Source organism: Lachnobacterium bovis (assembly GCF_900111325.1).
Lineage (GTDB): Bacteria > Bacillota > Clostridia > Lachnospirales > Lachnospiraceae > Roseburia > Roseburia bovis_A.
In genome coordinates this window covers 81,353-106,421 of the sequence record NZ_FOGW01000004.1, presented here as the reverse complement: position 1 = coordinate 106,421, position 25,069 = coordinate 81,353, and the positions used below count along the sequence as shown (strand labels likewise).

Sequence of the window (25,069 nt, the reverse complement as noted above, 5' to 3'; positions counted from 1 at the left end):
GGAATGGAGGAAGAACTTATATGAAAAAAAGAAAAGTTATGTCAGTGATTTTAACAGGAGCCATGGTTGCTTCATCTCTAGCAGCTTGTAGTTCTGGAGATGCTAAAGGCTCAACAAAAAAAGATAGTAAAAAGGTAACAAAAGTAGATGTAACAAAGGAAGATAAAAATACTTTATCTGTATATGCATGGGATAAAAACTTTAATATTCCTGCATTAAAAGCTGCAGAGAAAGCATATCAGAAAAAGAATCCTAAATTTAAATTAAACATCATTGAACAGTCACAATCATCAGATGTTGAAACTGCTATTACAACAGCAGGATCAGCAGGTGATTTTACAACATTACCAGATATAGTTTTATTCCAAGATCATTATTTCCAAAAATATGTAACAGATTATCCAAAAGCTTGGGTAGATCTTGAAAAATCAGACGTACAATGGGCTGATTTTGGACAAGAAAAACTTTCATATTCTACAATCAAAAATAAACATTACGGAGTTCCAGTTGATAATGGAACAGTAGTATGTGCTTACAGAACTGATTTATTAAAAGAATGTGGATATACGATTGATGACTTAACAGGCGTAACTTGGGATAAGTTTATTGAAATTGGCCAAAAAGTACATAAAAAAACAGGTAAATATTTACTCTCTATGGACGGCGCAGGAAATGATTTACCATATATGATGCTTCAAGCAGAAGGGGTTTCACAATTTAAGGACGGAAAAGTTAATTTAACAAAAAATGAAACACTTAAGAAAATCATCGATAAAATAGTAGAAATGAAGCAAAAAGATGTATTATATCTTGCAAATGACTGGTCTGATTACACAGATCAAACAATCATTGGTGACATGGTTGCAGGTGTTATGAATGGTAACTGGATTATTCCAACAATTAAACAAGTTAAGAAAAATGAAGGCAAATGGGAAATTACATCAATGCCAACATTAAATGGTGAAGAAGGATATGCTTCAAACGGTGGATCATCATTATACATTACAAGCAACTGTCGTAAACAAGATTTAGCTAAAGATTTCTTAGCATATACATTTGGTGGCGGCGAAGGAAAACAGGAAACATATGATAAAGCACTTGAAGATGGTGGTGTTATCACAACATGTATCTCAGCTGGTAAATCTGATGTATATAACAAAGGTGTTAAATACTTTGGTGATCAGGCAATCTATTCAAAGATTGTAGAAATGGGTACACATGTAAAAGTTGTAGAACAAAGCGATTTTCATTATGTATGTAGAGAACAAGTAGCAGCAGCAATTCAGAATATTATTAATGGTACAAAAACAGATGCAGCATTAAAAGATGCTGAAAAACAAGTTAAGTTTGCTATGGAAAAATAGTTAGAATCTAAGAGTGTTAATTTAGGGGAATTGTTGTAAAGAGGTATCATAAAGACAATTCCCCTTTTTTAAAAAGGGGGCAGGAGATTTGAGTAGCAAGACATTAAGTACAGATTTTGTAGAGGCTAAATCGATGAAAAAAGGGAAAAAAAATAAAAAAGTTAAAAAAAGAACAGTAACAGCTAAACAGCATAGAGCGGGATGGACATTTTTAACTCCTGCGACAGTATTTATCACAATTATGAGCTTTTATCCAATGTTTCAGGCATTAATAACATCGTTTAAAACAGGATCAAGCGCAGATATGGTTTGGTCAAAACCATTATTTAGAAATTACACAAGAATGTTTTCAGATGACTTGTTTTTAAGATCAGTAGGTAACACCTTTTTATATTTGATAGTAGAAGTACCAATTATGTTAATCTTTGCTATTTTATTAGCACAAATATTGAATAATAGAGATATCAAATTTAGAGGATTATTTAGAACATGCGTATTTTTACCATGTGCAACATCATTAGTTTCGTATGCATTGATTTTTAAATCATTATTTGCAACACAAGGTTTGATTAATAGTATTTTAGTTAAAATTGGAATATTACATAGTAATTATAACTTCTTAGGAACACCAGGCAGTGCAAAAGTCGTAATTATAATTGCATTGATTTGGAGATGGACAGGATACAATATGGTATTTTATTTAGCAGGTTTACAAAATATTGAATATTCAGTTTATGAAGCTGCTAAAATTGATGGTGCTAATGGTTGGAAAACATTTTGGCATATTACAGTTCCATTATTGAAACCAACTATTATTATGACATTTATTATGTCAATAAATGGTACACTTCAATTATTTGATGAATCAGTTAACTTAACAAAAGGTGGTCCAGCAAATACAACAATTACTATGTCACATTATATATATAACAATTCATTTGGACAAGGCGTTGCAAACTTTGGATATGCTTCAGCAATGTCATTTTTCGTATTTGTTTTAGTAGCAGTTCTAGCTGCAATTAATTTGAAAGTAGGTGATACTCGTGACTAAAAAAAGAAGAATATCTTCAATTCAAATGAGACTTATACCTAGTTATGTATTTTTGATTATTGTATCTTTTATTTCAGTTTTTCCTTTATACTGGATGATCACAGCAGCCACAAATGATACTGTAGATGTTGCGAGAGGAAAAATTGTATTCGGTATGAAAGCTGCTGAAAATATGACAAAACTATTAGAAGGAAATGATCTTTGGGGAGCATTAGGAAATTCATTCTTTTATGCTATAGTTCAGACAGTATTATGTTTACTAATTTGTTCTTTAGCTGGTTATGGATTTGAATTATATCATGATGCAGGAAAAGATAAATTGTTTGCAGTATTGCTACTTGCAATGATGGTTCCACAAGTTGCAACAATGATTCCTTTATTTAAGATGATGTCAACTATGAAATTGTTGAATTCAGTTTGGGCATTTATTTTACCAAGTATCTCAACACCATTTATGATTATGATGTTTAGACAAAATTCTAGAAATTTTCCAACATCTATAATGGAAGCAGCTAGAATTGACGGCTTAAGTGAGTTTAAGATTTTTTACAAAATGTATATGCCAATTATGAAATCAACATATGCAGCAGCAGCTGTAATTACTTTTATGAATGCATGGAATGCATACATGTGGCCAAAAGTAGTAATGCTTGATAATAGCGCTCAAACAATGCCAATGTTAATTGCTAACTTATCAGCTGGTTATACAATAGATTACGGAGTACTTATGATGGGAGTTTTATTCTGTTCAATCCCAACTATAGTTGTATTCTTTGTTTTACAGAAACAATTTGCAGAAGGTATAACTGGTGCAGTAAAATAAGAAGTAATGTCATAAATTAACATTGCAGACTAAATTAGTTAAGATTCTTTTTACATAACCATTCTTCATTATATACAAAGCCATGCCTGATGATTTCGATTTTTAGGGCGTGGCTTTTTTACTAGAAATTTTAGAGAATAAAATTGAATAAATTGTTAATATTGCTAAAGGACATATAAAATGTTTTATGTTATAATGGAAAGAGTATCAAGAATAATATATTTAAATTATTTATAATATCTTAAGATTTCTTAAGGTTTGATTATGTTTATCTTAAGAATAGTATGATATTCTAATTATTATTTTGATACAGTAGAGTTACATATAGTCTTTTTTAGAATAGGAGTAGTGATGACAAAAGAAACGCGCTTTGGGCGATGGTATCGTTGTAGTATAGGTAAAATTATTCCGGGATATGCTATATTGACATTAATTTTGTGTTGGATGATTAATAGCTTAATCTATACAGGAACACAATTTTTATGTGCTAATTCTAAGCATTATGATTTGACTACATCTTTTGACAGAAAAGTTCCATTTGTCAAAGAATGGGTGTGGGTATATATCATTTGTTTTGGTTTCTGGGTAATTAATTACATACTAATCGCTCGAGAAGGAAAAGAGCACTGGAATCGATTTGTAATAGCTGAAATGACTAGTAAGGTTATTTGTGGTGTTTTCTTTGTTTTAATTCCAACGACTAATGTAAGACCAGAAGTTATAGGGAATGATATATCAAGTGTTTTAATGAGATTTATATATTGGGTGGATAGACCATCTAATTTATTCCCATCTATACATTGTTTAGTGAGTTGGATGTGCTTTATAGGAATATATAGCAGTAAGAAAATTCCAAAATGGTATAAGGTTTTTTCATGTTTATTTGCTATTGCAGTGTGTGCATCGACTCAGTTTACCAAACAACACTACATTGTTGATGTTTTTGTTGGCATAGCTATTGCTCAGATATGTTATGTGCTTATAGGTAAAACTCGATTATATTATACAATGATTAACATATTTGAAAGGGTCAACACGTTAGTGTTAGGGAAAATTGATAGTTATGAGAGTCAGTAAGAAAAATGTATTTAATGTTGTATTTTTAATTACTGTTTTTGCATTGACTTTATATGGTGTTTTTCATGGACAAGATATGGGCCAAATTTTAGGATGCATAAAACAGTGTGATATTCGATATTGGATGATATCAATTTTGTTTGTAGTATTTTTCGTTGAGGGAGAGTCAGTGATTATATATTACATGATGAAAAAAGTAGGACAAAATCATGTGAAATTTTTACATTGTATTTTGTACTCGTTTGTTGGTTTTTTCTTTAGCTGTATAACACCATCGGCGACAGGAGGACAACCAGCTCAAATTTATTACATGAAGAAAGACAAAATTTCAATTCCTATAGCAACAGTAATCTTGATGATTGTTACGATTACATACAAACTTGTACTTGTTTTGCTTGGTGTAGGAGTTATGATTATCAGACCTGAAGCTGTTATGAACTTTTTATCACCAGTGTTGTATTGGTGTTATTTAGGAATAGCGCTAAATTGTTTTTGTGTTGGATTTATGTTATTATTAGTTTTTCACCCAACAATGGCCAAAAAAATATTATTTTTTGGTTTAGATATTCTTGTAAAATTAAAATTTGTTAAAAGAAGAGAATATCATGAAGAAAGACTTAATAAATCTATGCAACAATATAGTGAGGTGGCAGTTTTTTTTCAGGCAAATAAGAAAGTTGTTTTTAATGTCATCATAATAACTATTGTACAGAGGTTTTTATTATTCTTTGTTACTTGGTTAGTTTATCGTTCGTTTGGATTCAAGGAACACGGCGCTAATCTTATAATGGTATTACAAGGAATGATTTCCGTGGCAGTAGATATGCTTCCATTACCAGGTGGTATGGGAATTAGTGAACAGTTATTTTTGCAAATTTTTGCTCCGATTTTTAAAAGTTATTGCTTACCAGGAATGATTGTAAGTAGAGGATTGAGTTATTATACAGAATTAATTTTAAGCGCCATCTTAACCATTGTTGCTCAACTAACAATAGGGCGTAGAAAGGATTAAAAAGATGATAGGGTTTTATGATTATACAGTAATTTTAACATATGTTAGTTTACTATGTACTTCAGTAGGTATATTCCAAGCAATTGAAGGACAGTATACAATTGCTGTAATTTGTCTTGCATTATCAGGATTATGTGATATGTTTGATGGAAAAGTTGCTAGAAGTAAAAAAAATAGAACAGATGACCAAAAACTTTTTGGTGTGCAAATCGATTCACTTTGTGACATGGTTTGTTTTGGAGTTTTTCCAACAATTTTGTGTTATAGCATGGGAATGACAGGTCTTTTAGCTTCGGTAGTAATAGGATATTATTTAATTTGCTCAGTTATTAGATTGGCATTTTTTAATGTGTTAGAGACAAATAGACAAAAGGTAGAAGAGGGTTGTAATAAATATTATCATGGTTTACCAATTACAAGTATTACAATTTTTTTACCAATTTTATATTTAATAAATACACATATTTCGCAAGAAATATGGCAGTATAATTTATTAGCTTTATTATTTGTTGTTGGAACATTATTTATAACTGATTTTAGATTAAAAAAACCATCTAATAAACAGTTGGCGTCATTTGTAGCTATTGTTACAATTGCAATTATCGTAACAGTTATTGTTCCACATAAAGCAGGTGGAAAGAAACAATTTGTAGAAAATAAAGTATTTACAACTATTTTTCATAAACAAGCAAAATAAATTATAAATTAATAACAACAGATATGCATTAGAAGTTGTGGTGCATATCATAAACATAAAAGACATAAGATTTTGATTAAAGAAAAAGTGAGGCACATATTAAATGAAATGTTTAGATCGTCAAGGAAATGTTATTGCTGATAATGAGGCACAAAATAAAAGTTTAGATTTTTTATATAAGACTACAATAGGAAATGCTATACTTAAAGTCCTAATTAAACCAACAATATCAGAAATAGCAGGTAAATTTCTAGATTCAAAATTATCGACTGTATTAATTAAGTCATTTGTGAAAAACAATAATATAGATTTGAGTGATTTTGAAGATGTAAAATACAATTCATTTAATGAGTTCTTTACAAGAAAAGTAAAAAAAGAAAAACGTATTGTTTCTTTTGAACCAACAGATTTAGTTTCGCCATGTGATAGTAGATTAAGTGTTTATGATATTACTAATGATGGAGTTTTTACTGTTAAGAACACAAAGTATACAATGACTGAGCTCTTTAGAAGTGAGAAAATAGCAAAGCATTATGAAGGAGGTAAGCTTCTAATATGTAGACTTACTGTCAGTGATTATCATAGATATCATATTATAGATGATGGTGTGCTAAGTAAACATTATAAAATTAAGGGATTCTTTCATACAGTTAATCCAATTGCCAATGATTATACTAAGATATATAAGGAAAATACTAGAGAATTTTCTATATTAAAGAGTGATAACTTTGGTAATGTCGCAATTATGGAAGTTGGAGCATTGTTAGTTGGAAGAATTTTAAACTATCATGCAAATGAAAAACATCTTGTAAAACGTGGAAATGAAAAAGGTCGTTTTGAATTTGGTGGATCAACGGTTATTTTGGCGTTTGAAAAAGACAAAGTTCAAATCGATGAGGATATACTAAAGGCATCAGAAGATGGATATGAGATTCATGTTAACCAAGGTGAAGTTATTGGAAAGAAATTTTTAAAAAATAAAAAAAGTTGTTGACAAACCTATCAGTAGGCCTTATAATATATAACTGTTGAGAGGCAATGCCCCATCGCCAAACGGTAAGGCAACGGACTCTGACTCCGTCATTTCAAGGTTCGAATCCTTGTGGGGCAGTATATTTTTAAAGCGAGATATTTTATAATATCTCGCTTTTTTTTTGCTTTTTTATTTTTTGAAGTACCATAAGTCGATTTTAATGTTTAAAAAAAAGCAATTTAATGAAAAATATTTTTAAATAAAAGTATGCAATTATGAATATTATTAATAAAAAATTTAGAAAAAATTAATAAAAAATTTAAATTAATAAAATTATGAGTTGTTTTTTGTGGAATGTATCAAGTTGTTTTGGTATAATTGTAAGGAAGAGGATTTGCAAAAAGCAAAAAAAGTAAAAGAAAGGAGTTACTATGCAGAAGGAAAACAATCAAATAAGCGCAGGCGTAATTGCAGGATATGCCATTTCTGGTGCTGTTATTTTCGCATGCTTAATCACATTAATTGTAATGGTAGTAACTAGTAGAACAAGCAAAGACAACGAACTTATTTCTAGAAAGGCTGTAACAGTAACATCAAATAGTACAATGACAACATATGTGTCTGACTATGACTTGGGTTCAATTAAAGTGTCTAGGGAAGAATATCAAAAGAAAACAGATAAACCAGGGAAAGGAAAAGATGCAGTAAATAATCCAAATGGATACATTATTGAAAAAAGTGCTACAGAATTATTAACTGAATCAGATTTAGATGGTTATTCACCAAGAGAATTAACACTTGCGAAAGCAGAAATAGTTGCTAGACATGGTGCTGCTTTTTCTGAAAAAGAATTTATTGATTATTTTTCATCAAAAAGCTGGTATTCAATGACTCCTAATGGTCAATTATCACCAATAGAGACAAGTAATTTCAAATTAATTGAAAAATATCAAGAAAGCCACAAAAAATCATATTTAGGTTTTTAGGAGGAAATTAGATGATTTGTAATAAATGCGGAGCAGAAAATGAAAACGGTGCACTTTTTTGTGGATCGTGTGGAGCTAAGCTCGAACAAGTGAATAATGATCCAAACTCGTTTGAGTATTCATATGGTACAACAAATAATGCAAATGAAAATAATGCAAATGAAAATAATGCAAATGAAAATAATGCGGTTAATTTAAATAAAGACGTATCTAATAAAGAAGAGACTAACCAGGAAATGTCAAACCAGGGATTCGAAAACCAAGGATTCCAAAATCAAGGAATGCCAAACCAAGGATTCGAAAACCAAGGAATGCCAAACCAAGGAATGCCAAACCAAGGATTCCAGAATCAAGGAATGCCAAATCCAGGATTCCAAGGTCAAATGATGCCAAAACGTCAAATTACAAAAGATATTAAAATCTTATTTGGTTTAATTGGTGCTGCAGTTGTAGCATTAATTTTATTTTTTGTAGTAGGTTCAATTTTAAATGACTTTAATCATGCATCTGATGCATATTATAATGCTGTAAAAAATTATGACTATAAAACAATTAATAAATATACAAATGTAACAGATAAAACTTTCTTAACAGAAAAGAACTTTAAAAAATCATTTGACTTAGATAAGAAGTTTACAGGAAAGTTAGTTGATAAAGAAGATGTTGATACTGCTTTTGATATTAGTAAAGTTAAAAAATTCAACATTGAGAATGAAAAAGGTAGAAGTGGATACTTAAAGCTTACAGGTACTAAAGGAAGCAGCAAGAATTTCCTTTTCTTTAATGCATGGAAGATTAGCTGCCCTCAGGTAGTTGCTCAAAGAGTAAACTTTATTGTTCCAAAGGATGCAAAATTATATATTAATGGAGATCAAGTTCCAACTAAATATATTACATCTCATGCTACAACAACAGATACTTATTTGATTCCAGCAATGTATGATGGACAGTATTCTATTTCTGTTAAACCAATTGGACATTCTAAAATGACAGTAAAAAGATTAGTTGGTTCACAAGTTATGGATGAAAGACCATCAACATATTTCTCTTTAACAAGAATCAAACTTAATGAGAGTGAACAAAAAGAACTTCTTAAACAGGCAAAAAAAGATTATGCAAGACTTTTAAATGCATTTGTTAAACAAGAAGATTATGAAACTGTAAAAGATATGTTTGCTACATCTAATTCAATATCAAAATACAGATATAATAATCTGGCTAGATTATTTACAGCATCTAATGCAAAGGTTGGTATTGCTAATATTAAAATTAATGATATTAAAGGATCAATATCAAATAATGATGTTAATACTCCTTCTGTAAGATTATCATACAACGATAAGGTTGATGGTGTTGAAAATGTTGGAACTGAAACAAAAATTTTCAGAGATCGCGGTAGAACAGGTTATGTTAGAGTGACATATAAATACGATGAAAAAAAAGGATGGTTAGTAAATTATCTTTACATGTATTTAGGATAATATTTGACAAAATAGTCTAGGAGGAAATAAAAATGGCAAAATTTTGTACAAAATGTGGTAGACCATTACAAGATGGTGAAATTTGTAATTGTCAGGGACAGACAAATGAACAAAATAACGAAACATTTAACAATACAGTAAATAGTTCTGAGACTCAAGCAACAAACAGTAACGACAATGTAAGTTTTGATTATAATTACAGTACACAGAATGTAGCTAATAACCAAAACGCTGGTTATTCATATCAACAAAACGATATGCAAAATGGTAATTATAATTATCAGCAAAACAATATGCAAAATGGTAATTATAATTATCAACAAAATAATATGCAAAACCCAAATTATAACTACCAACAGCCATATGTTAGACAAAATACATTTGGTTCAGAACTTGTAAATACATTTGTAGGTATTTTTTCAAATACAAAAACAGTTACTCGTAATTACGTAGCACAAGGTGATTATAGAATTTCATTTATTTTTATCGCTTTACAGGCATTTATTACAGCTACTTTAGCATGTGTTTCAGTTGCAAAACTATTTTCTTATATGTCTGGCTTGTTTTCATCAATGCTTGGAGGACTTACAAGATCACTCGGTGGTTTGTCTTCAAGATCATCATCTATGAATGTAGATGTTAACTATGTATTGATTTTCTTTGTTACATTTATTTTGTCATTGATAGCAACATTTATTTTTGCTGCAATTACATTATTTGTACACAAAGTTATTATTGGAAAAAATACTTCATATACATCAGAACTTAAGTTGGTTTCTACTAGATCAATTGTATATGCTATAGGTAGATTATTAGTAATTTTTGCTGCATTAGTTTCACTTCAGGTTGCATTGTTATTATACTCAACAACAACTATTTGGGGTGTTATAATGTTGATTACAGCAGATGATTGCTCACAGTGTCGTAATGAAAAATATAAAGTTATGTTATGGGTTGCAATCTTCTTTGTAATGTTAGTTGTTGAATACATCACACTTAGAATTGGAACAAATATGATTAGTGATTCTCTTAAAGAGTCAATATCAGGTATGTATTCATCACCAAAATCTAGTCTATTTGGATTTTAATCTAAAAGTAGAATATAATATGATTTAAAAATTTGAGTCATCTTTCAATTTTTTTACAATTGTAAGAATTAATTGAAAGCATGGCTCTTTTTTTGTTGCGTAAAATCAATATATGTGGTTAAATAAAATGATGGGGAATGGATAAGATGCACATTCTAAAGACCGTTTAAAGCAAAAGATTAAGACTAAAAGGAGCTAAAAAATGACAGGATTATATTACATATTTGGAATGCTAGTTCTTACTGGAGTGTTCTATATTTTTGCAAAATTAGCAATGAAAAAAACGGATTATAGGCTAATAACAGCTATTTTTGTAAGTATAGTGTTTTTGTTTAGAAATATATCAGATAAAAGAGATTTTCTTAAAATATCGCAAGAAGTAAATAATGTATCGTCGAGTCAAAACCTTATGATTATTTTTTTGATTGCGGGTGTTTTGAGTGGATTGGTTTGGTTGTTATTATTTAAGGGATTATCAACCATGGAAATAACAAAGACGATAGTAGCTTATTATGGTGCAGAAATAATTTTTGAAAATCTAATTAATATATTATGGTACAAAAATCCGACTAATTTTACACAAGGAATAGCACTTATTCTGATTTTTCTAGGCGTTGTTTTGGGAAATGAGTTGTCGGGAGATAATGTAAAAATGTTTGCTTCTGCGTTTGGTGCAGCTTTATGCGGTGCAATAGGACAGGTTTTATTAGATAGAAATGCACAAGTTTTAGCAGGTGATGATATAAGAGCCGCAGAATTGTTTGTAGGTGTTGTAATTGTGTGGGTGTATGTTTTCGCTTCTGGAGTTATACATTCAGTGAGTGAAATGCCATTTTTAGGTGCGGTTACAGGAATTTTAGCAGGACTTGTATTTGTGTATTCAGAAAATATTCCTAAAAAAATAGGTGAGTTGCCGGTTCAAGTTCAAGGCGACCAAGGGTTTATGAATTATGTAAAATGTTTCAATGTTTTAGTTATAGCTTTAGTTGCTGTAATCTTTTTTAGGGAAAAATTGTCAAAAAAAGCGTGGATAGGTATTGGCATTCTTATACTAGGCAGAATTTTATTAAAGATGCCAGGAGAAGTTATTCCAGTAAATATTACGTTAGGTTAGGGTGATAATATGAAGAATAAGTATACAATAAAAGTTTTAATATTATTAGCTGTTTTTTTGTTTTCAGCTGTAATATTTGAATTTATAATGAATGATATTCAAAACGAGACGGTTAAAGATATGGAAAATGAGACTTTTCCGGTAATAGAATTTGAAAGTCAAGGTAATACTATAAATAGATTATTTGGCTATAAAAAAGAAATAAAAATAACATCAATTAAGAATTTGATTACCCCTGTCGATAAGGAGCAAAGATTAAAGCTTTACATTAATGCATATGATACACCAGTTGATGAAGTGGGATTTAAGGTATATTCTACAAATGGTAAAAAAGTAATTGTTTCAAATGATGCTGTTATTGATTCAAAGAAAACACAACAGTTTGATGTGGAACTTGATTTTAAATCTAAACTAGAAAAAAATAGTGAATATACTTTAGAGATAAAGCTAATGTCAGGCGATAAACCAATGTATTATTATTCACGAATAATGGCAACAAAGGGTATGAGTGAAAAAGAATGTTTAGATTTTGCAAAAGAATTTCACGATGTGACTTTCGACAAAGAAAAAGCAAAAGAGTTTATTGCAAAATATATGGAACAGACACATACTAAGGATTCGACATTAGCGCATGTAGATTTATCAAACTCAGTATCCCAAGTTACATGGGGAAGTTTAGAACCTGAAGAAGTAGTAAAGCCAGTTTATAATTTTAATGAAATAAACGATTCTTATAATGTACTTACTGCAACATATGTTGTTAGTGCTATAAATCAAGAAGGACAAAAAGAATTTTATAATGTAGAAGAATATTATAGATTAAAATATTCTCCAACTAGGATGTTTGTTTTAAATTTTGAAAGAAAAATGGATAGAATTTTTAGTACAAAAACTAATTTTATGTATAACGGTTCACAATTGAAACTTGGAATAACTGACGAAAATGTTAATTATAAAGTTTCAGAAGCTGGTGGCGTAGTTGCGTTTGTTCAGCAAGGTGACTTATGGAATTACAATATTGCTAAAAATACTATAACAAGAGTCTTTAGTTTTAAAGATGATGATAAGATTGATGTTAGATCAAATAATAATAAGCATAGCATAAAGATAATAAATGTTGACGAAGCTGGAAGTGTTGATTTTGTTGTTGATGGATATATGAACAGAGGTGATCACGAAGGTGATGTCGGAATTGGAATTTATCATTATGATGGAATTGCTGGAACTGTTAAAGAAGAATCATTTATACCTATGAATCAGCCTTATGAAATTGTAAAGGCTAAATTAGGAGAATTCGTTTATGAGAACAATGATAATGAAGTCTTCATAAAAATTAATGGTGATTTGCAAAAAATAGATTTATCAAATTCAAAATCTCAGAAAATGATTTCTAATTTGAAAGATAATACTTATAGATGTTCAAAATCAAATCAATTTGTTGCTTGGGTATCAAATAAAGGTAAAACCTATGGTAAGAGTTTGAATTTAATGAATCTAGCTAATAAGCATAATATAATAATCAAAGAAGAGGCTGGATATATGTTAAAACCAATAGGCTTTATCGATGAAGATTTTGTTTATGCGATTGCAAATGAAAATGAAGTAAGTGTTGATAATGCAGGAAATACAAATTTCCCAATAAAGGCAATAAAAATTGTTAAATATAAAAACAATAAATTGTCTGAATTAAAGAATTATACTCCAAATGGACGAAGCGTAGTTGATGCTACTATTGATAATTATACTATTAACATTACTTTGAGTGATGGAACAGTAGACAGTATCATGAATAGAGAAGCTGATGCTAATATTTTTGCAAGTATTGGAACAGTTATCACAGAAAAAATGCAGACACAAATTTATATTAATTTTAAAAATAAATTAAAAACCCAAAAATTTGTAAGAGAGGATGCTAAACTAGTTGATAGAGATATTGAGTCGCTTACAGTAAAAATTAAGGATTCTAAGTCCGAAGAAAACTATAAAGCATACGCTAAAGGACATGTTATTGCCTTATCAGATAATTTATCTAAGATGATAAGTATTGCAAATGCAAATAATGGTTTTGTTGTAGATGCGGAGGGCAATACTGTCTGGCAAAGGGCAAAAAGAAGTAATTGTCAGCCAATGAATGATGTTACTTTTAGCGCAAATGATGCAAATGGAAATGGTTTAGTTAAGGCTATGAGTGCTTTAGTTGCAAGTGAAAACAAAAATGTTTCTATTAAGGAGAGCATAAATAGTAAAAAAAATATAAAGGATATTTTGCAGGATAAGTTAAAAGGTAAAAAAGTATTAAAAATTAAAGGCAACACTAGTGCAGAGATTTTGTATTATGTAAATAAGGGTGTTCCTGTAATGTGTATGACAGGTAATGATTCAGCAGTGCTTGTTGTTGGCTATAGTGAATCTACAATTTTTATTTATGATCCAGTAACCTCCGTTACTAAACCTTATCCATATCAGATGGCAGATGAGATGTTTAATGCTGGAAAGAATACATATTTTACTTATATTAAGTAAAATTGTACAATAAAATGTATATATAATTTTTGGCATAGTTAAAACTACACAGAAAATAATTTTATCTATTGCAAATAGATAGAAATTAACTTATAATTTTAAGTGAGTTTTAACAGTGTTAGGTAAAGGAGAACAAATGAAAAAAAGTGTAATAGTTTCTAATGCTTATGAAAACCATGAAAATCCAGCTGCTGAGTTAGTTCAGTGCGCATGTACATTTGATTCTAAAGTTGAGATTGAGCATGATAGCATTGTAGTTAACGCTAAAAGTATTATGGGGCTCATGGCTTTTAATCCAGTTGAGGGAATGAAAATAAATATCATTACAACTGGTGTAGATGAAGAACAGGCAATTAATGCTATTGAAGAATTTTTATGTAAATAAGTTAATTTATTTAATATAAAGGCAAATTGCTTGAGTGTATTGCAAGAGGAGGATTCATAGATGCAGAAAAAGGGTACTAATGTAACAAAAAAAGTAGAAAAAACAAAAGCAACAACAGTTGCGGCTAAGGTAGCAGAACCAGTAGTAACATTAAAAGATACCAAAGCTGCAGAATCAACAACCAAAGCAACATCTAAAAAGGGAGTTGTTGAAGAAGTAGAAGTTACAACAAATGATGTTAAAGCAACAAAGACTACAAAGAGTCAGCCAAAGGCGACTAAAGAAGTTAAAAAAGCTAAAACTCCTAAAGAAGTAACTAAGAAAGAAGAAAAAACGTCTAAGACAACAACCAAAAAAGCAACATCTAAGACAACAGCTAAAACAACATCTAAAGCATCTAAAGCTAAGAGTGTTGAGGCAGCCTTAGTTGTCCAGTATCAGGATTGCGAAGTAAATGTCGAAGAAATTAAAGAGTCTGTTAAGAGTCAGTTTATTTCTGAAGGACATGATGAAAAGGAAATTGAAAATGTCGCAATTTACGTTAAACCAGAAGATAATTCTGCTTATTATGTAATTAATGAAGAATTTAATGGAAGAGTAGATTTGTTCAAAGCCTAACGAATGATACGTGAGGTCCCTAGATATACATAAGTATGTCTAGGGATTTTTTTATACATTTGTAGATATAAATTTACGTATATATAAAGTCTGGATATAAAGTCTGGATATAAAGTTTGGATATAAAGTCTGGATATAGAAGTTTACATATAAGAATACACATATAAATTTAAATGTATAAAATTTATAGAAATAAGTATAAAAAAGGGGAAAAATATATAGATGAGAATAAAAAAACCACCTTAATGGTGGCAAAACGGAAATAAAAAAGCGGGTGATGGGAATCGAACCCACGTATCCAGCTTGGAAGGCTGGTGTTCTACCATTGAACTACACCCGCAAATCATATTTAAAAATCAGTGCCCAGTTCCGGAATCGAACCAGAGACACGAGGATTTTCAGTCCTCTGCTCTACCAACTGAGCTAACTGGGCATCTGTTGGTGTTGCTCTCACAACAATGACTATTCTACAGTATAAAGGAGAATCTGTCAATAGGAAAAATAAAAAAAATAAAAAAAGTTTTAAAAAATAAAAAAGTCCAATAATATAGCCAAAAATTCATATAACATGTATAATAAATAGTATGTAATTAATAGAAAGGACAAAAAGAAAATGTTTGAGGAATTTGTGATTGTAGAAAGACAAAAAAACACATCGCAGAAGATTGCAACAATTGTAACAGGAGTACTATTTGGTTTGCTATTGGTATTAACACTGATATCACCAATTTTTTTGTTAGCTGTTGTTGTTGCGGGAATCTTATTGTATATTCAGATTTTTAGAATGAATATAGAATATGAATGTTCATATTTTGATGGAGAAGTCAGATTTGCCATTATAAGAAATAAGAGCAAAAGAAAACAATTAAAAAGCTATTCAATGGAACAGGTTGTACAAATTGCACCTGCACATGATCGCTCCGTTATGAATTATGAGACTCGTAAGGATGTTATCAAAAAAAACTTTACATCTCATAAAAAAGGTGTACAATATTATGAGATGGTTATCAATGATGAATCAGGTACATTATTAATAATGTTTGAGCCTGATAAGAAATATCTTGATGCCGTTTGTGTTAAATATAAACAAAAAGTTGTAATGTCAACAAAGTAGAAAGAATAATTAAGTTAATAAGATACAAATAATGAGAATGTCTAAGGACATTCTCATTATGTCTAGAAGTAAAAATTTTTGGCAAAGAATTTTTTGATTCTATTTGTTTTTGTCTTCAGTATCAAGAAAGTGCATAGAGGCACTATTACCTTGAGGCGTAGGCAATCCAATGCCAACACCTTTTGAATTTTGTTTTTTTAGACATTGTGGACATAATGTACCAAAAGAGATGGCCTTACCACAAAGTTCACAATTAAGATTACGCATGCGAGCTGATTTGCCAACAGTTGGAGTATCTCGATACTCGATGCGACCTTCACGTATCCATTTTTTAACTTTTCCAAGTGGTATGTCAAATTCTGAAGAAACTTCAAATTCGTTAACATCATTTTCGCGAATGAAATTTTTCACCTGCTGAAAAAGTTCGTGCTCTTTGCACAAAGGACAATAAATTTCATCGTCGTCATTATTTATTGGGCGTCCACATATCTTACAGGTTTTACCATCTGTATCAAATAAAAATTGTTGTTTTTGCATTAGCATTACCTCTTTGTATATAACTTAAAAATGTTAGGAGATAAGTATTATGTCATATCAATTGCTCAAGGAAAACCCAATTGCTGTTTTTGATTCTGGAATGGGTGGAATTAGCGTTTTGAGAGAATTACTTAAGGTTATGCCAAATGAAGATTATATTTTCTTTGGCGATTCAAAAAACGCACCATATGGAATCAAAACAAAAGAACAAGTAAATGAATTGACTTGTCAGCATGCAGATGAATTTTTTAAGCGTGGGTGTAAAGCACTAGTTGTTGCATGTAACACTGCTACTACAGCGGCTGTTAGAAATTTACGTAATAAATATCCTGATATACCAATTGTTGGTATTGAACCGGCAGTAAAGCCAGCTGCATTGAGTAAAGAACATCCTACAGTGCTAGTTATGGCTACTCCAATGACAATTCGAGAAGAAAAATTACATAATCTAATCAGTCGATTTAATGATCAAGCTGACATAATTCCACTTCCATGTCCAGGTTTAATGGATTTTGTTGAAAGAGGAGATACTGACAGCAAGGAACTAGAGGAATATTTAATATCTCTTCTAAAAGATTATCGGATAAATAAGCTTGATGCTGTAGTACTTGGATGCACACATTATCCATTTGTTAAGAAAAAAATAAAAGAAGTTATAGGTGATGATGTCTTGATTTTTGATGGTGGATATGGAACTGCAAAAGAGGCCAGAAGACGTTTAGAAGTTGCTGGGCTTCGTAATCCTAGAACAACAAAAGGAACGGTTATTTTTGAAAATAGCTTGGGTCAAGAGAAGATTGAACAAGAAAAAGCTTTGTGCTATATGGATGAATAAAAATATAAAAACATAAATACAAAAGAATAAAAATTTAAAAATCTAAAAAGAATAAAAATTTAAAAATCTAATTTCTTAGTTTTATAAGCTGTAAGACGATGTCTGAAAGCTAAAGATACAAATGTGTACAACATTTTCTAAGAAATTAGATTTTTTTATTTGTATAAATGAGGAAAAATTTATTTGTATAAATGTGAAAAAAAGTTTTGTATAACCAGAAGTTATGCAAACCCTATGAAATTGTTATATCAAATCTGCAAAAAACAATAATTAAACTGAAAACTTCGAAATAATACTTGAATTATTATTAAAAATGTTTTAAAATAATGAAAAGAAAATTAAAAATAGTAAAAAAAATGTGTCTTTCTTTTTTCGGTAGTAGATAAAAGAACTTTTTTGCGTGTTCAAAAAAAGTTTACAATTACGACACACTTTGGACACATATCGTGTATATAATAATTATTGTAAAAGGAAGCAATTCCTTTTCCCAATTATTCCCTTTTTATTAAATAAACATTTTCATAACTAAACTCCTCGAAAGGAAGTCGTATAGAGCAAGCTATATGGCTTCTTTTCTTTTTTGTTAAAAACTATTTTTTGATTGATTTTTGGCCGACAAAGTAGTATATTCATTAGTATTGGAGAATACTAGAAAGATGCTAGTTTAAGGTGAATTAATAAAGAAGTGAGGAGTAGGATATGGATTACACGTTTATTCTTTTTCTGGCAATAATTTTAATTGCAACAAAAGTTTTGGGAATTTTTTCTCGAAAGATTAATATGCCAGCAGTTGTGGGGGCGTTGATGGCTGGTATTATTTTAGGACCTTCAGGAATGAGGTTAATTACGCTAGAGGGAGATACAGGTACTTTTATAGAGTATGCTGCGGATATAGGTGTAATTATGCTTATGTTTGAAGCAGGTTTGGGAACTAATATAAAGGATTTGAAAGATAATGCTGTGTCATCATTTGTTACAGCATTTGCAGGAGTGTTGTTTCCACTTATAGGTGGCACAATAGTGTATGTTTTTTGCTTTAAGGCGGATTTGTCAGATTATAGTCAGTTTTTAAATGCATTATTTTTAGGTGTTATTTTAACAGCTACATCCGTTAGTATCACAGTTGAAACCTTGAATGAGATGGGCAAATTAAAAGGAAAAGTTGGTACAACAATTCTTGGTGCGGCTATAATAGATGATATTTTAGGAATGGTTATTTTAACTATTATTACAAGTTTGAAGGATCCAAACGTAAATATATTAACAATGCTTTTTAAACTATTAATATATTTTGTGGGATTAGGCGGAATTGCTATAATCTTTTCTAAAGCTAAAAAAATTATTGAAAAGCATAATCGCCAAAGAAGAACAGCAATCTTAGCATTGGCTTTTTGCTTTTTGTTAGCATACATATCTGAGGTGATATTTGGTATTGCTGATATTACAGGTGCTTATTTTGCTGGACTTATGCTTTGTACAATGAATGTTGAAAGCTATATTGAAAGACGAACATCTATAGCTTCATATTTGATTTTTTCTCCAATATTTTTTGCGAGTATAGGTTTAAAAGTGAAAGTAAGCAAAATTGACACAAATATTTTGATTTTTACGTTGGTATTGTTAGCTGTAGCAATTGGATCTAAGGTAATAGGCTGTGGTATAGGCGCTAAATTATGCGGAAATTCGTATAAGGAAGCATTACAAATTGGTGTAGGAATGATTTCTAGAGGTGAAGTCGCTTTAATTGTGGCACAAAAAGGTAATCAATGTAAATTAGTTGATGAAGTACTTTTTGCTCCAATTGTTATAGTTGTCATAGGAACAACAGTATTAGCACCAATATTTTTGAAACTTGTAATGCAAGATAGATAACAAAATAAGTAAAAAACAGAATAATTTTTTTATAAGATTATTAAAACTTAATTATTATAAACTAGCAAAAAAGGTTGTGGCATGTTAAAATATGTCATAACCTTTTTGATTGGAGAAAAAAAATGAAGAATGTAAACCCAAGGAGTATTGTAAAGAAAGAAGATATTGCACTAGATAATATAATAGTGCATGTCCAATATAAAAAAATTAAAAATTTATACCTGAAAGTAGATGTTAATACTTGTGAAGTAAAGGTTTCAGCTCCATATACTATTTCTAAGAAAAGGTTAAATGAGTTCTTGTTAGATAGACGAGAGTGGATTAATACAACGAGACAAAGGGTTATAGATAAGCAACATAAAAATAATAATTTTGACAAGTTAGGCTCTGAAGAAGAAAAAAAACTCAGAGAATATTTGAAATTTGAAATAAAAAATTATATTATAAAATATGAAAAACTTATGGGAGTTAAATCTACAGGTTTTACCATCAGAAAAATGAAAACTAGATGGGGGTCATGTAATATAAGAACTCACCATTTGAATTTTAATTTGGCGTTAGCAAGAGTACCAAGGGAGTGTGTAGAATACGTTGTGGTACATGAGTTGACACATTTGATAGAACCAAGTCACAACAAAAACTTCTGGAATTTGATGGAACATTATCTTCCAGGGGCTAAGAACTTGAGGAAGAGGCTGAATGAATATTCAGCAATTTAAAAGAAGGAGAGTTTGATGAATATGCCAAAAGATCCAGTAATGTTATTAAGCTATATTAATACACAGTTAAGAGATAATTATGAGTCTCTAGAAGAGTTATCTAAATCACTTTCAGTTGATATAGATTCAATAAACGAAAAATTAAATAGTATTGACTATGTTTATGATCCTAAAAAAAATAAATTCGTTTAAATTATAAAGGAGATATTCATGATTTGTGATACATGTGCATATAATGAATATGATGATGAAGATGAAGAATATTATTGTTCTGTAAATATGGATGAAGATGAGATGGCAAGATTTGTTCAAAGTTCATATAAAAATTGTCCATTTTATAAATCAGGCGATGAATATAAAGTTGTTCGTCATCAAATGTAAAATAAAACCAGATTCACAAAAGATATTTGAGAATTGCCTCATTTATCTTATGTAATCTGGTTTTTTTGTCCACTTAGCCGTTTACAGAATTATTTGATTAATTTTGTAGCAGCATTGATGAAACCATGGAATAATGGATGTGGTCTATTTGGTCTTGATTTAAGTTCAGGATGAGCCTGAGTAGCGATAAACCAAGGATGATCTGGAATTTCTACCATTTCTACGATTCTACCATCTGGTGATGTACCACATAACTTCATTCCGTTTTCTATTAAAATATTACGATAATCGTTATTTACTTCATAACGGTGACGGTGTCTTTCTGAAATATTATCAGTTCCATATACTTCTCTTGCTTTTGAATCAGAAGCTAAGATACATGGGTAAGCACCTAATCTTAATGTTCCACCAATATCCTCAATGTCATTTTGATCTGGCATTAGAGAAATGACTGGATGTGTTGTATTTGGGTTTAATTCGATACTGTTTGCGTCACGAAGGTTACATACGTGGCGAGCAAATTCGATAATTGAAATTTGCATTCCTAAACAAATTCCAAGATATGGAATCTTGTTTTCGCGAGCATATTTAGCAGCAACTACCATTCCTTCGATACCACGATTACCAAATCCACCAGGTACGATAATACCATGAATGTCTTTAAATGTTTCAGCTGCGTTTTCTTCTGTTAAATGTTCAGAATCAACCCATTTAATATTTACAGTTGCATGTTCTGGAATTCCACCATGTTTTAAAGCTTCAACAACTGAAATATAAGCATCATGTAAGGCAATATATTTACCAACTAAAGCAATGTTAACTTCTTTATCTGGATGACGTAGGTTATCAACCATTGTTTTCCAATCATCAAGATTTGGTTCTGGACAATCCAAATGTAGACACTCACATGCTACTTTTGCAAGGTTTTCTTTTTCCATTGCAAGAGGAGCTTCGTATAAGTACTCAACATCAAGATTTTGTAAAACATGCTCACTTGGAACGTTACAGAATAGAGCAATTTTATCTTTGATATTTTGATCAATTTCCTGCTCTGAACGACATACAATGATATCTGGCTGGATACCTAAACTTTGTAACTCTTTAACACTTGCTTGAGTTGGTTTAGTTTTAAGCTCGCCAGAAGCTCTTAAGTATGGAATTAATGTAACGTGACAGAGGATAGCATTCTCATGACCGATTTCGTGCTGGAATTGACGAATGGCTTCTAAGAATGGCTGACTTTCGATATCACCGACAGTACCACCCACCTCAATGATAGCAATGTGCATATCTTCTGAAGTGAAGTTGCGATAAAATCGACTCTTTATCTCATTTGTGATATGAGGGATAACTTGTACAGTTCCTCCACCAAAATCTCCACGGCGTTCTTTTTGAAGAACTGACCAATATACTTTACCAGTTGTAACGTTTGAATTTTTAGTTAAACTTTCATCTATGAAACGCTCATAGTGACCTAAGTCCAAATCTGTTTCGGCTCCATCATCAGTTACGAAAACTTCACCATGTTGGATTGGATTCATCGTACCTGGATCAATGTTGATATAAGGGTCAAATTTTTGCATGGTAACTTTATAGCCTCTTGCTTTTAAAAGTCTACCAAGGGAAGCGGCTGTTATTCCTTTTCCTAAACCAGAAACAACACCACCAGTAACAAAGACATATTTAACGGGCATGATTTTCCTCCTCAATAGAATAGGGTATTTGTTTTAAGTTTTGTTTAACTATTATGATATATATATGGTATATAATAATAGTCATTATATTATCTCAATTAGATAATCGGCACAATTAGCACGTAAAATCATTTATTGATATAACTAAAACATTATACAGCCTAGAGGAAAAATAATCTAGAGATTTTGAAAAAAATTTTTAAAATTTTTATGAACGAACTGTAAATGTTAAAAAGTTTAGTTTTTGTTAGTTGCTTTTATATAAGAATTAAAATATAATAAGTAATGTATTGTAACATAAATAAGTTGTCTTATAGAAGATGGCGTGGAGGACATAAGTAAATGAGTAAATTTCAACAAAATAATTACAACAATTTTAATATGAATAATAACAATAATAATGGCAATAGAAATAATAATAACAATAACAATAATAATAAAAAGAACAATAAAAATAATGGAATATTTGTTATGACTCTTATTTTTATTGCGTTAATAGCATTGTTTGCAGTGTCATTATTCAGTAAGAATTTCAGTCAAATGAGTTCTAAAGAAACATCATATGATCAATTTTTGACATATTTAAAAAAGGGCGAAATCAAAGAGGTAAAAGTAGGAAGTTATGAGATTGACTACAAGTTAATCAAAAAGAAAGGTGAAAAATATGAAATAACTTACTATACTGGAAGAATTAGTGATCTTAAGTTGGTAGATCGTTTAAAAGATGCAAGAACTAAAAACAATAAGCCAGTTAAGTTTAATGCAGTTATTCCAGATAATACATCTACAGTTATTTTAAATGTTTTATCTTTAATTATGCCTATAGCGTTGCTTGTTTTATTATTCTTAATGTTTGCGCGTCATATGGATGGTGGAAGCATGGGAGTTGGAAAAAACAAGGCAAAAGTTTATGTTGAAAAAAGTACAGGAGTAACATTTAAGGATGTTGCAGGCCAAGACGAAGCAAAAGAATCATTACAAGAAGTAGTAGATTTTTTACATAATCCAGCAAAATATCGTGAAATTGGTGCTAAGTTGCCAAAAGGAGCTTTATTAGTTGGACCACCGGGAACAGGTAAAACACTACTTGCAAAAGCAGTTGCGGGAGAAGCAAATGTTCCATTTTTCTCAATTGCAGGTTCAGATTTCGTTGAGATGTTCGTAGGTGTGGGTGCGTCTAGAGTTAGAGAATTATTCAAAGAAGCACAAAGATTAGCACCTTGTATTGTATTTATTGATGAGATTGATGCAATTGGTAAAAGCAGAGATAGCAGATATGGTGGCGGAAATGATGAAAGAGAACAGACTTTAAATCAGTTATTAGCAGAGATGGATGGTTTTGATCAATCAAAAGGTGTTCTTATTTTAGCAGCTACAAATAGACCTGAAGTATTAGATAAGGCTTTATTAAGACCAGGACGTTTTGATAGACGAATTATTGTTGATCATCCTGATTTAAAGGGACGTTTAGAGACTTTAAAAGTTCATTCTAAAAATGTAAACATGGATGAAACAGTAGATTTAGATGCTTTAGCTTTAGCAACAGCAGGTTTAGTAGGATCAGAGCTTGCCAACTTAATTAACGAAGCTGCAATCAACGCTGTAAAGAATGGAAGAAAAGCTGTTAATCAAGAAGATTTATTTGAAGCTTTTGAAATAGTAGCAGTAGGTGGTAAAGAGAAAAAAGATAGAGCAATGAGTGACAAAGAAAGAAAAACAGTCGCTTATCACGAAGTAGGTCATGCTTTAGTTACTGCGTTAACTAAGAACTCTGAACCAGTTCAAAAGATTACAATTGTACCAAGAACAATGGGTGCTTTAGGTTATACATTACAGACACCTGAAGAGGAAAAATTCCTAAGAACTAAAGATGAGTTATTAGCTAAGATTACTACATATATGGGTGGTCGTGCAGCTGAAATGCTTAAATTTAATGTTGCCACAAGTGGTGCATCAAATGACATTGAAGAAGCATCAAAGATTGCAAGAGCAATGGTTACAATGTATGGTATGTCTGACAGATTTGGAATGATGTGTCTTGCAACTATCGAAAACCAATATTTAAGCAACAGTGCAGGTCTTATTTGTGGTGAAGATACAGCAGGTTTAGTTGATAAAGAAGTTTATAGCATCATTAATAATGCATATGAAGAAGCATACAAGATGCTTAAAGAAAATGAAGAGATTCTTGATGCTATTTCAGAGTATTTGTATGAAAAAGAGACTATTACAGGTAAAGAATTCATGCAGATGTATAGAAAGATGAAAGGTCTTCCTGAACCTGAAGAAGAATCAAAAGTACATAAATTACAATCTGGTAATACTATAGATTTATCAAAAAAAGATGAAGCTGAAAGCAAAAAAGATGATACAAGAGAAGTTGAATCTTTCAAAGAAGTTGAATCTACAGAAAATGTAGATGAGGTTCAACAACAAAATGTTGAAAAATCTATTAATCCATATGAAAGAGAATTTGGATTTGCAAGAAATTCGGTTCCTCAGAAGGATGATTTGATTCAAAATTTATTAAAAGAAGATGCTGAAGAATCCAAAAAATATGTTATTGATTTACAACAGGAATCAAATAGCGATAAAGCTTCAAATGATAATGTTAACAATACAAATGATGTAAATAATACAAATGATGTAAATAATACTAACGATGATAATAACAACAATAGTAATATTTAATATGTTTTTATAACTTGTAAACGAGTATAAAAGA

The 25,069-nt window shown here is 30.4% G+C and carries 23 protein-coding genes and 3 tRNA genes; 22 read left to right on the top strand and 4 right to left on the bottom strand.

From position 1 onward, the window contains the following. The first annotated feature begins 20 nt into the window (after positions 1–20). The 15 genes from BMY79_RS00465 (at position 21) to BMY79_RS00395 (ending at position 15,192) form a co-directional block, all read left to right on the top strand. Positions 21–1,364: an ABC transporter substrate-binding protein gene (locus tag BMY79_RS00465; protein ID WP_027421884.1), complete on the top strand. Its 1,344-nt coding sequence runs from the start codon at positions 21–23 to the stop codon at positions 1,362–1,364. Positions 1,365–1,497: 133 nt separating this feature from the next. Then, positions 1,498–2,415, top strand: a complete 918-nt coding sequence (locus tag BMY79_RS00460) for a carbohydrate ABC transporter permease (RefSeq protein WP_027421885.1) — start codon at positions 1,498–1,500, stop codon at positions 2,413–2,415. A 25-nt stretch (positions 2,416–2,440) separates the two neighbouring features. After that, positions 2,441–3,238, top strand: coding sequence for a carbohydrate ABC transporter permease (locus tag BMY79_RS00455; RefSeq protein WP_074730324.1), 798 nt, complete (start codon positions 2,441–2,443; stop codon positions 3,236–3,238). A gap of 351 nt (positions 3,239–3,589) precedes the next feature. Next, the gene (locus tag BMY79_RS00450; RefSeq protein ID WP_051532791.1) at positions 3,590–4,315 is read left to right on the top strand and encodes a phosphatase PAP2 family protein; all 726 of its coding nucleotides are present in this window, start codon (positions 3,590–3,592) and stop codon (positions 4,313–4,315) included. Continuing rightward, a complete protein-coding gene (locus BMY79_RS00445; protein ID WP_022749384.1) occupies positions 4,302–5,327 on the top strand; it encodes a lysylphosphatidylglycerol synthase transmembrane domain-containing protein in 1,026 nt (341 codons plus the stop codon). Before BMY79_RS00450 ends, BMY79_RS00445 begins: the two co-directional genes overlap by 14 nt. 4 nt (positions 5,328–5,331) lie before the next feature. Then, on the top strand, positions 5,332–6,024 hold the full coding sequence (locus tag BMY79_RS00440) for a CDP-alcohol phosphatidyltransferase family protein (protein WP_022749386.1): 693 nt from the start codon (positions 5,332–5,334) through the stop codon (positions 6,022–6,024). A 103-nt stretch (positions 6,025–6,127) separates the two neighbouring features. Next, positions 6,128–7,018: a phosphatidylserine decarboxylase gene (locus tag BMY79_RS00435; protein ID WP_022749387.1), complete on the top strand. Its 891-nt coding sequence runs from the start codon at positions 6,128–6,130 to the stop codon at positions 7,016–7,018. A gap of 45 nt (positions 7,019–7,063) precedes the next feature. Next, a tRNA-Gln gene (locus tag BMY79_RS00430) sits at positions 7,064–7,135 on the top strand. Between the two features lie 293 nt (positions 7,136–7,428). Then, the gene (locus tag BMY79_RS00425; RefSeq protein WP_022749388.1) at positions 7,429–7,983 is read left to right on the top strand and encodes a YARHG domain-containing protein; all 555 of its coding nucleotides are present in this window, start codon (positions 7,429–7,431) and stop codon (positions 7,981–7,983) included. A gap of 11 nt (positions 7,984–7,994) precedes the next feature. Continuing rightward, on the top strand, positions 7,995–9,464 hold the full coding sequence (locus BMY79_RS00420; RefSeq protein ID WP_074730279.1) for a zinc ribbon domain-containing protein: 1,470 nt from the start codon (positions 7,995–7,997) through the stop codon (positions 9,462–9,464). 32 nt (positions 9,465–9,496) lie between these two features. Continuing rightward, positions 9,497–10,552, top strand: coding sequence for a hypothetical protein (locus tag BMY79_RS00415; RefSeq protein ID WP_074730278.1), 1,056 nt, complete (start codon positions 9,497–9,499; stop codon positions 10,550–10,552). Between the two features lie 202 nt (positions 10,553–10,754). Continuing rightward, positions 10,755–11,666 (top strand): EamA family transporter, encoded by a 912-nt coding sequence (locus BMY79_RS00410; protein ID WP_027421887.1) that lies wholly within the window; start codon positions 10,755–10,757, stop codon positions 11,664–11,666. 9 nt (positions 11,667–11,675) lie between these two features. Then, positions 11,676–14,189 carry a hypothetical protein gene (locus BMY79_RS00405; RefSeq protein WP_074730277.1) on the top strand — a complete coding sequence of 838 codons (2,514 nt, stop codon included), beginning with the start codon at positions 11,676–11,678 and terminating at the stop codon, positions 14,187–14,189. A gap of 136 nt (positions 14,190–14,325) precedes the next feature. Then, complete coding sequence (locus BMY79_RS00400; protein ID WP_022750349.1) at positions 14,326–14,574, top strand: HPr family phosphocarrier protein; 249 nt, start codon at positions 14,326–14,328, stop codon at positions 14,572–14,574. 60 nt (positions 14,575–14,634) lie between these two features. Next, the gene (locus BMY79_RS00395) at positions 14,635–15,192 is read left to right on the top strand and encodes a DUF6465 family protein (RefSeq protein WP_022750348.1); all 558 of its coding nucleotides are present in this window, start codon (positions 14,635–14,637) and stop codon (positions 15,190–15,192) included. A gap of 269 nt (positions 15,193–15,461) precedes the next feature. Here the strand turns inward: BMY79_RS00395 and BMY79_RS00390 are convergent. Both BMY79_RS00390 and BMY79_RS00385 read right to left on the bottom strand, forming a co-directional pair. Beyond that, positions 15,462–15,532 (bottom strand) — tRNA-Gly (locus BMY79_RS00390). Between the two features lie 20 nt (positions 15,533–15,552). Then, a tRNA-Phe gene (locus tag BMY79_RS00385) sits at positions 15,553–15,625 on the bottom strand. A 180-nt stretch (positions 15,626–15,805) separates the two neighbouring features. Here BMY79_RS00385 and BMY79_RS00380 point away from each other — a divergent pair. Next, a complete protein-coding gene (locus BMY79_RS00380) occupies positions 15,806–16,306 on the top strand; it encodes a DUF6106 family protein (RefSeq protein WP_022750016.1) in 501 nt (166 codons plus the stop codon). Positions 16,307–16,405: 99 nt separating this feature from the next. Here BMY79_RS00380 and BMY79_RS00375 read toward each other — a convergent pair whose 3' ends face one another. After that, entirely contained in the window at positions 16,406–16,843 is a 438-nt protein-coding gene (locus tag BMY79_RS00375; protein ID WP_022750015.1) for a hypothetical protein, read from the bottom strand. Positions 16,844–16,892: 49 nt separating this feature from the next. Here BMY79_RS00375 and murI point away from each other — a divergent pair, with 49 nt between their 5' ends. The 5 genes from murI to BMY79_RS12085 all read left to right on the top strand — a co-directional run bounded on the left by murI (position 16,893) and on the right by BMY79_RS12085 (position 20,650). Next, complete coding sequence (gene murI, locus BMY79_RS00370) at positions 16,893–17,678, top strand: glutamate racemase (protein WP_074730276.1); 786 nt, start codon at positions 16,893–16,895, stop codon at positions 17,676–17,678. Positions 17,679–18,377: 699 nt separating this feature from the next. Continuing rightward, entirely contained in the window at positions 18,378–19,550 is a 1,173-nt protein-coding gene (locus BMY79_RS00365; protein ID WP_027421889.1) for a cation:proton antiporter, read from the top strand. Between the two features lie 122 nt (positions 19,551–19,672). Then, positions 19,673–20,269 carry a M48 family metallopeptidase gene (locus tag BMY79_RS00360; protein ID WP_022750011.1) on the top strand — a complete coding sequence of 199 codons (597 nt, stop codon included), beginning with the start codon at positions 19,673–19,675 and terminating at the stop codon, positions 20,267–20,269. Positions 20,270–20,284: 15 nt separating this feature from the next. Then, positions 20,285–20,461, top strand: a complete 177-nt coding sequence (locus BMY79_RS00355; protein WP_022750009.1) for a DUF4250 domain-containing protein — start codon at positions 20,285–20,287, stop codon at positions 20,459–20,461. Between the two features lie 18 nt (positions 20,462–20,479). Further along, on the top strand, positions 20,480–20,650 hold the full coding sequence (locus BMY79_RS12085; RefSeq protein ID WP_022750008.1) for a DUF6472 family protein: 171 nt from the start codon (positions 20,480–20,482) through the stop codon (positions 20,648–20,650). Positions 20,651–20,739: 89 nt separating this feature from the next. On the opposite strand, the gene BMY79_RS00350 is transcribed toward BMY79_RS12085, so the two are convergent. Then, entirely contained in the window at positions 20,740–22,344 is a 1,605-nt protein-coding gene (locus BMY79_RS00350) for a CTP synthase (protein WP_029066949.1), read from the bottom strand. A gap of 342 nt (positions 22,345–22,686) precedes the next feature. Here BMY79_RS00350 and ftsH point away from each other — a divergent pair, with 342 nt between their 5' ends. Then, a complete protein-coding gene (gene ftsH / locus BMY79_RS00345) occupies positions 22,687–25,035 on the top strand; it encodes an ATP-dependent zinc metalloprotease FtsH (RefSeq protein WP_083383420.1) in 2,349 nt (782 codons plus the stop codon). Positions 25,036–25,069: the final 34 nt, after the last annotated feature.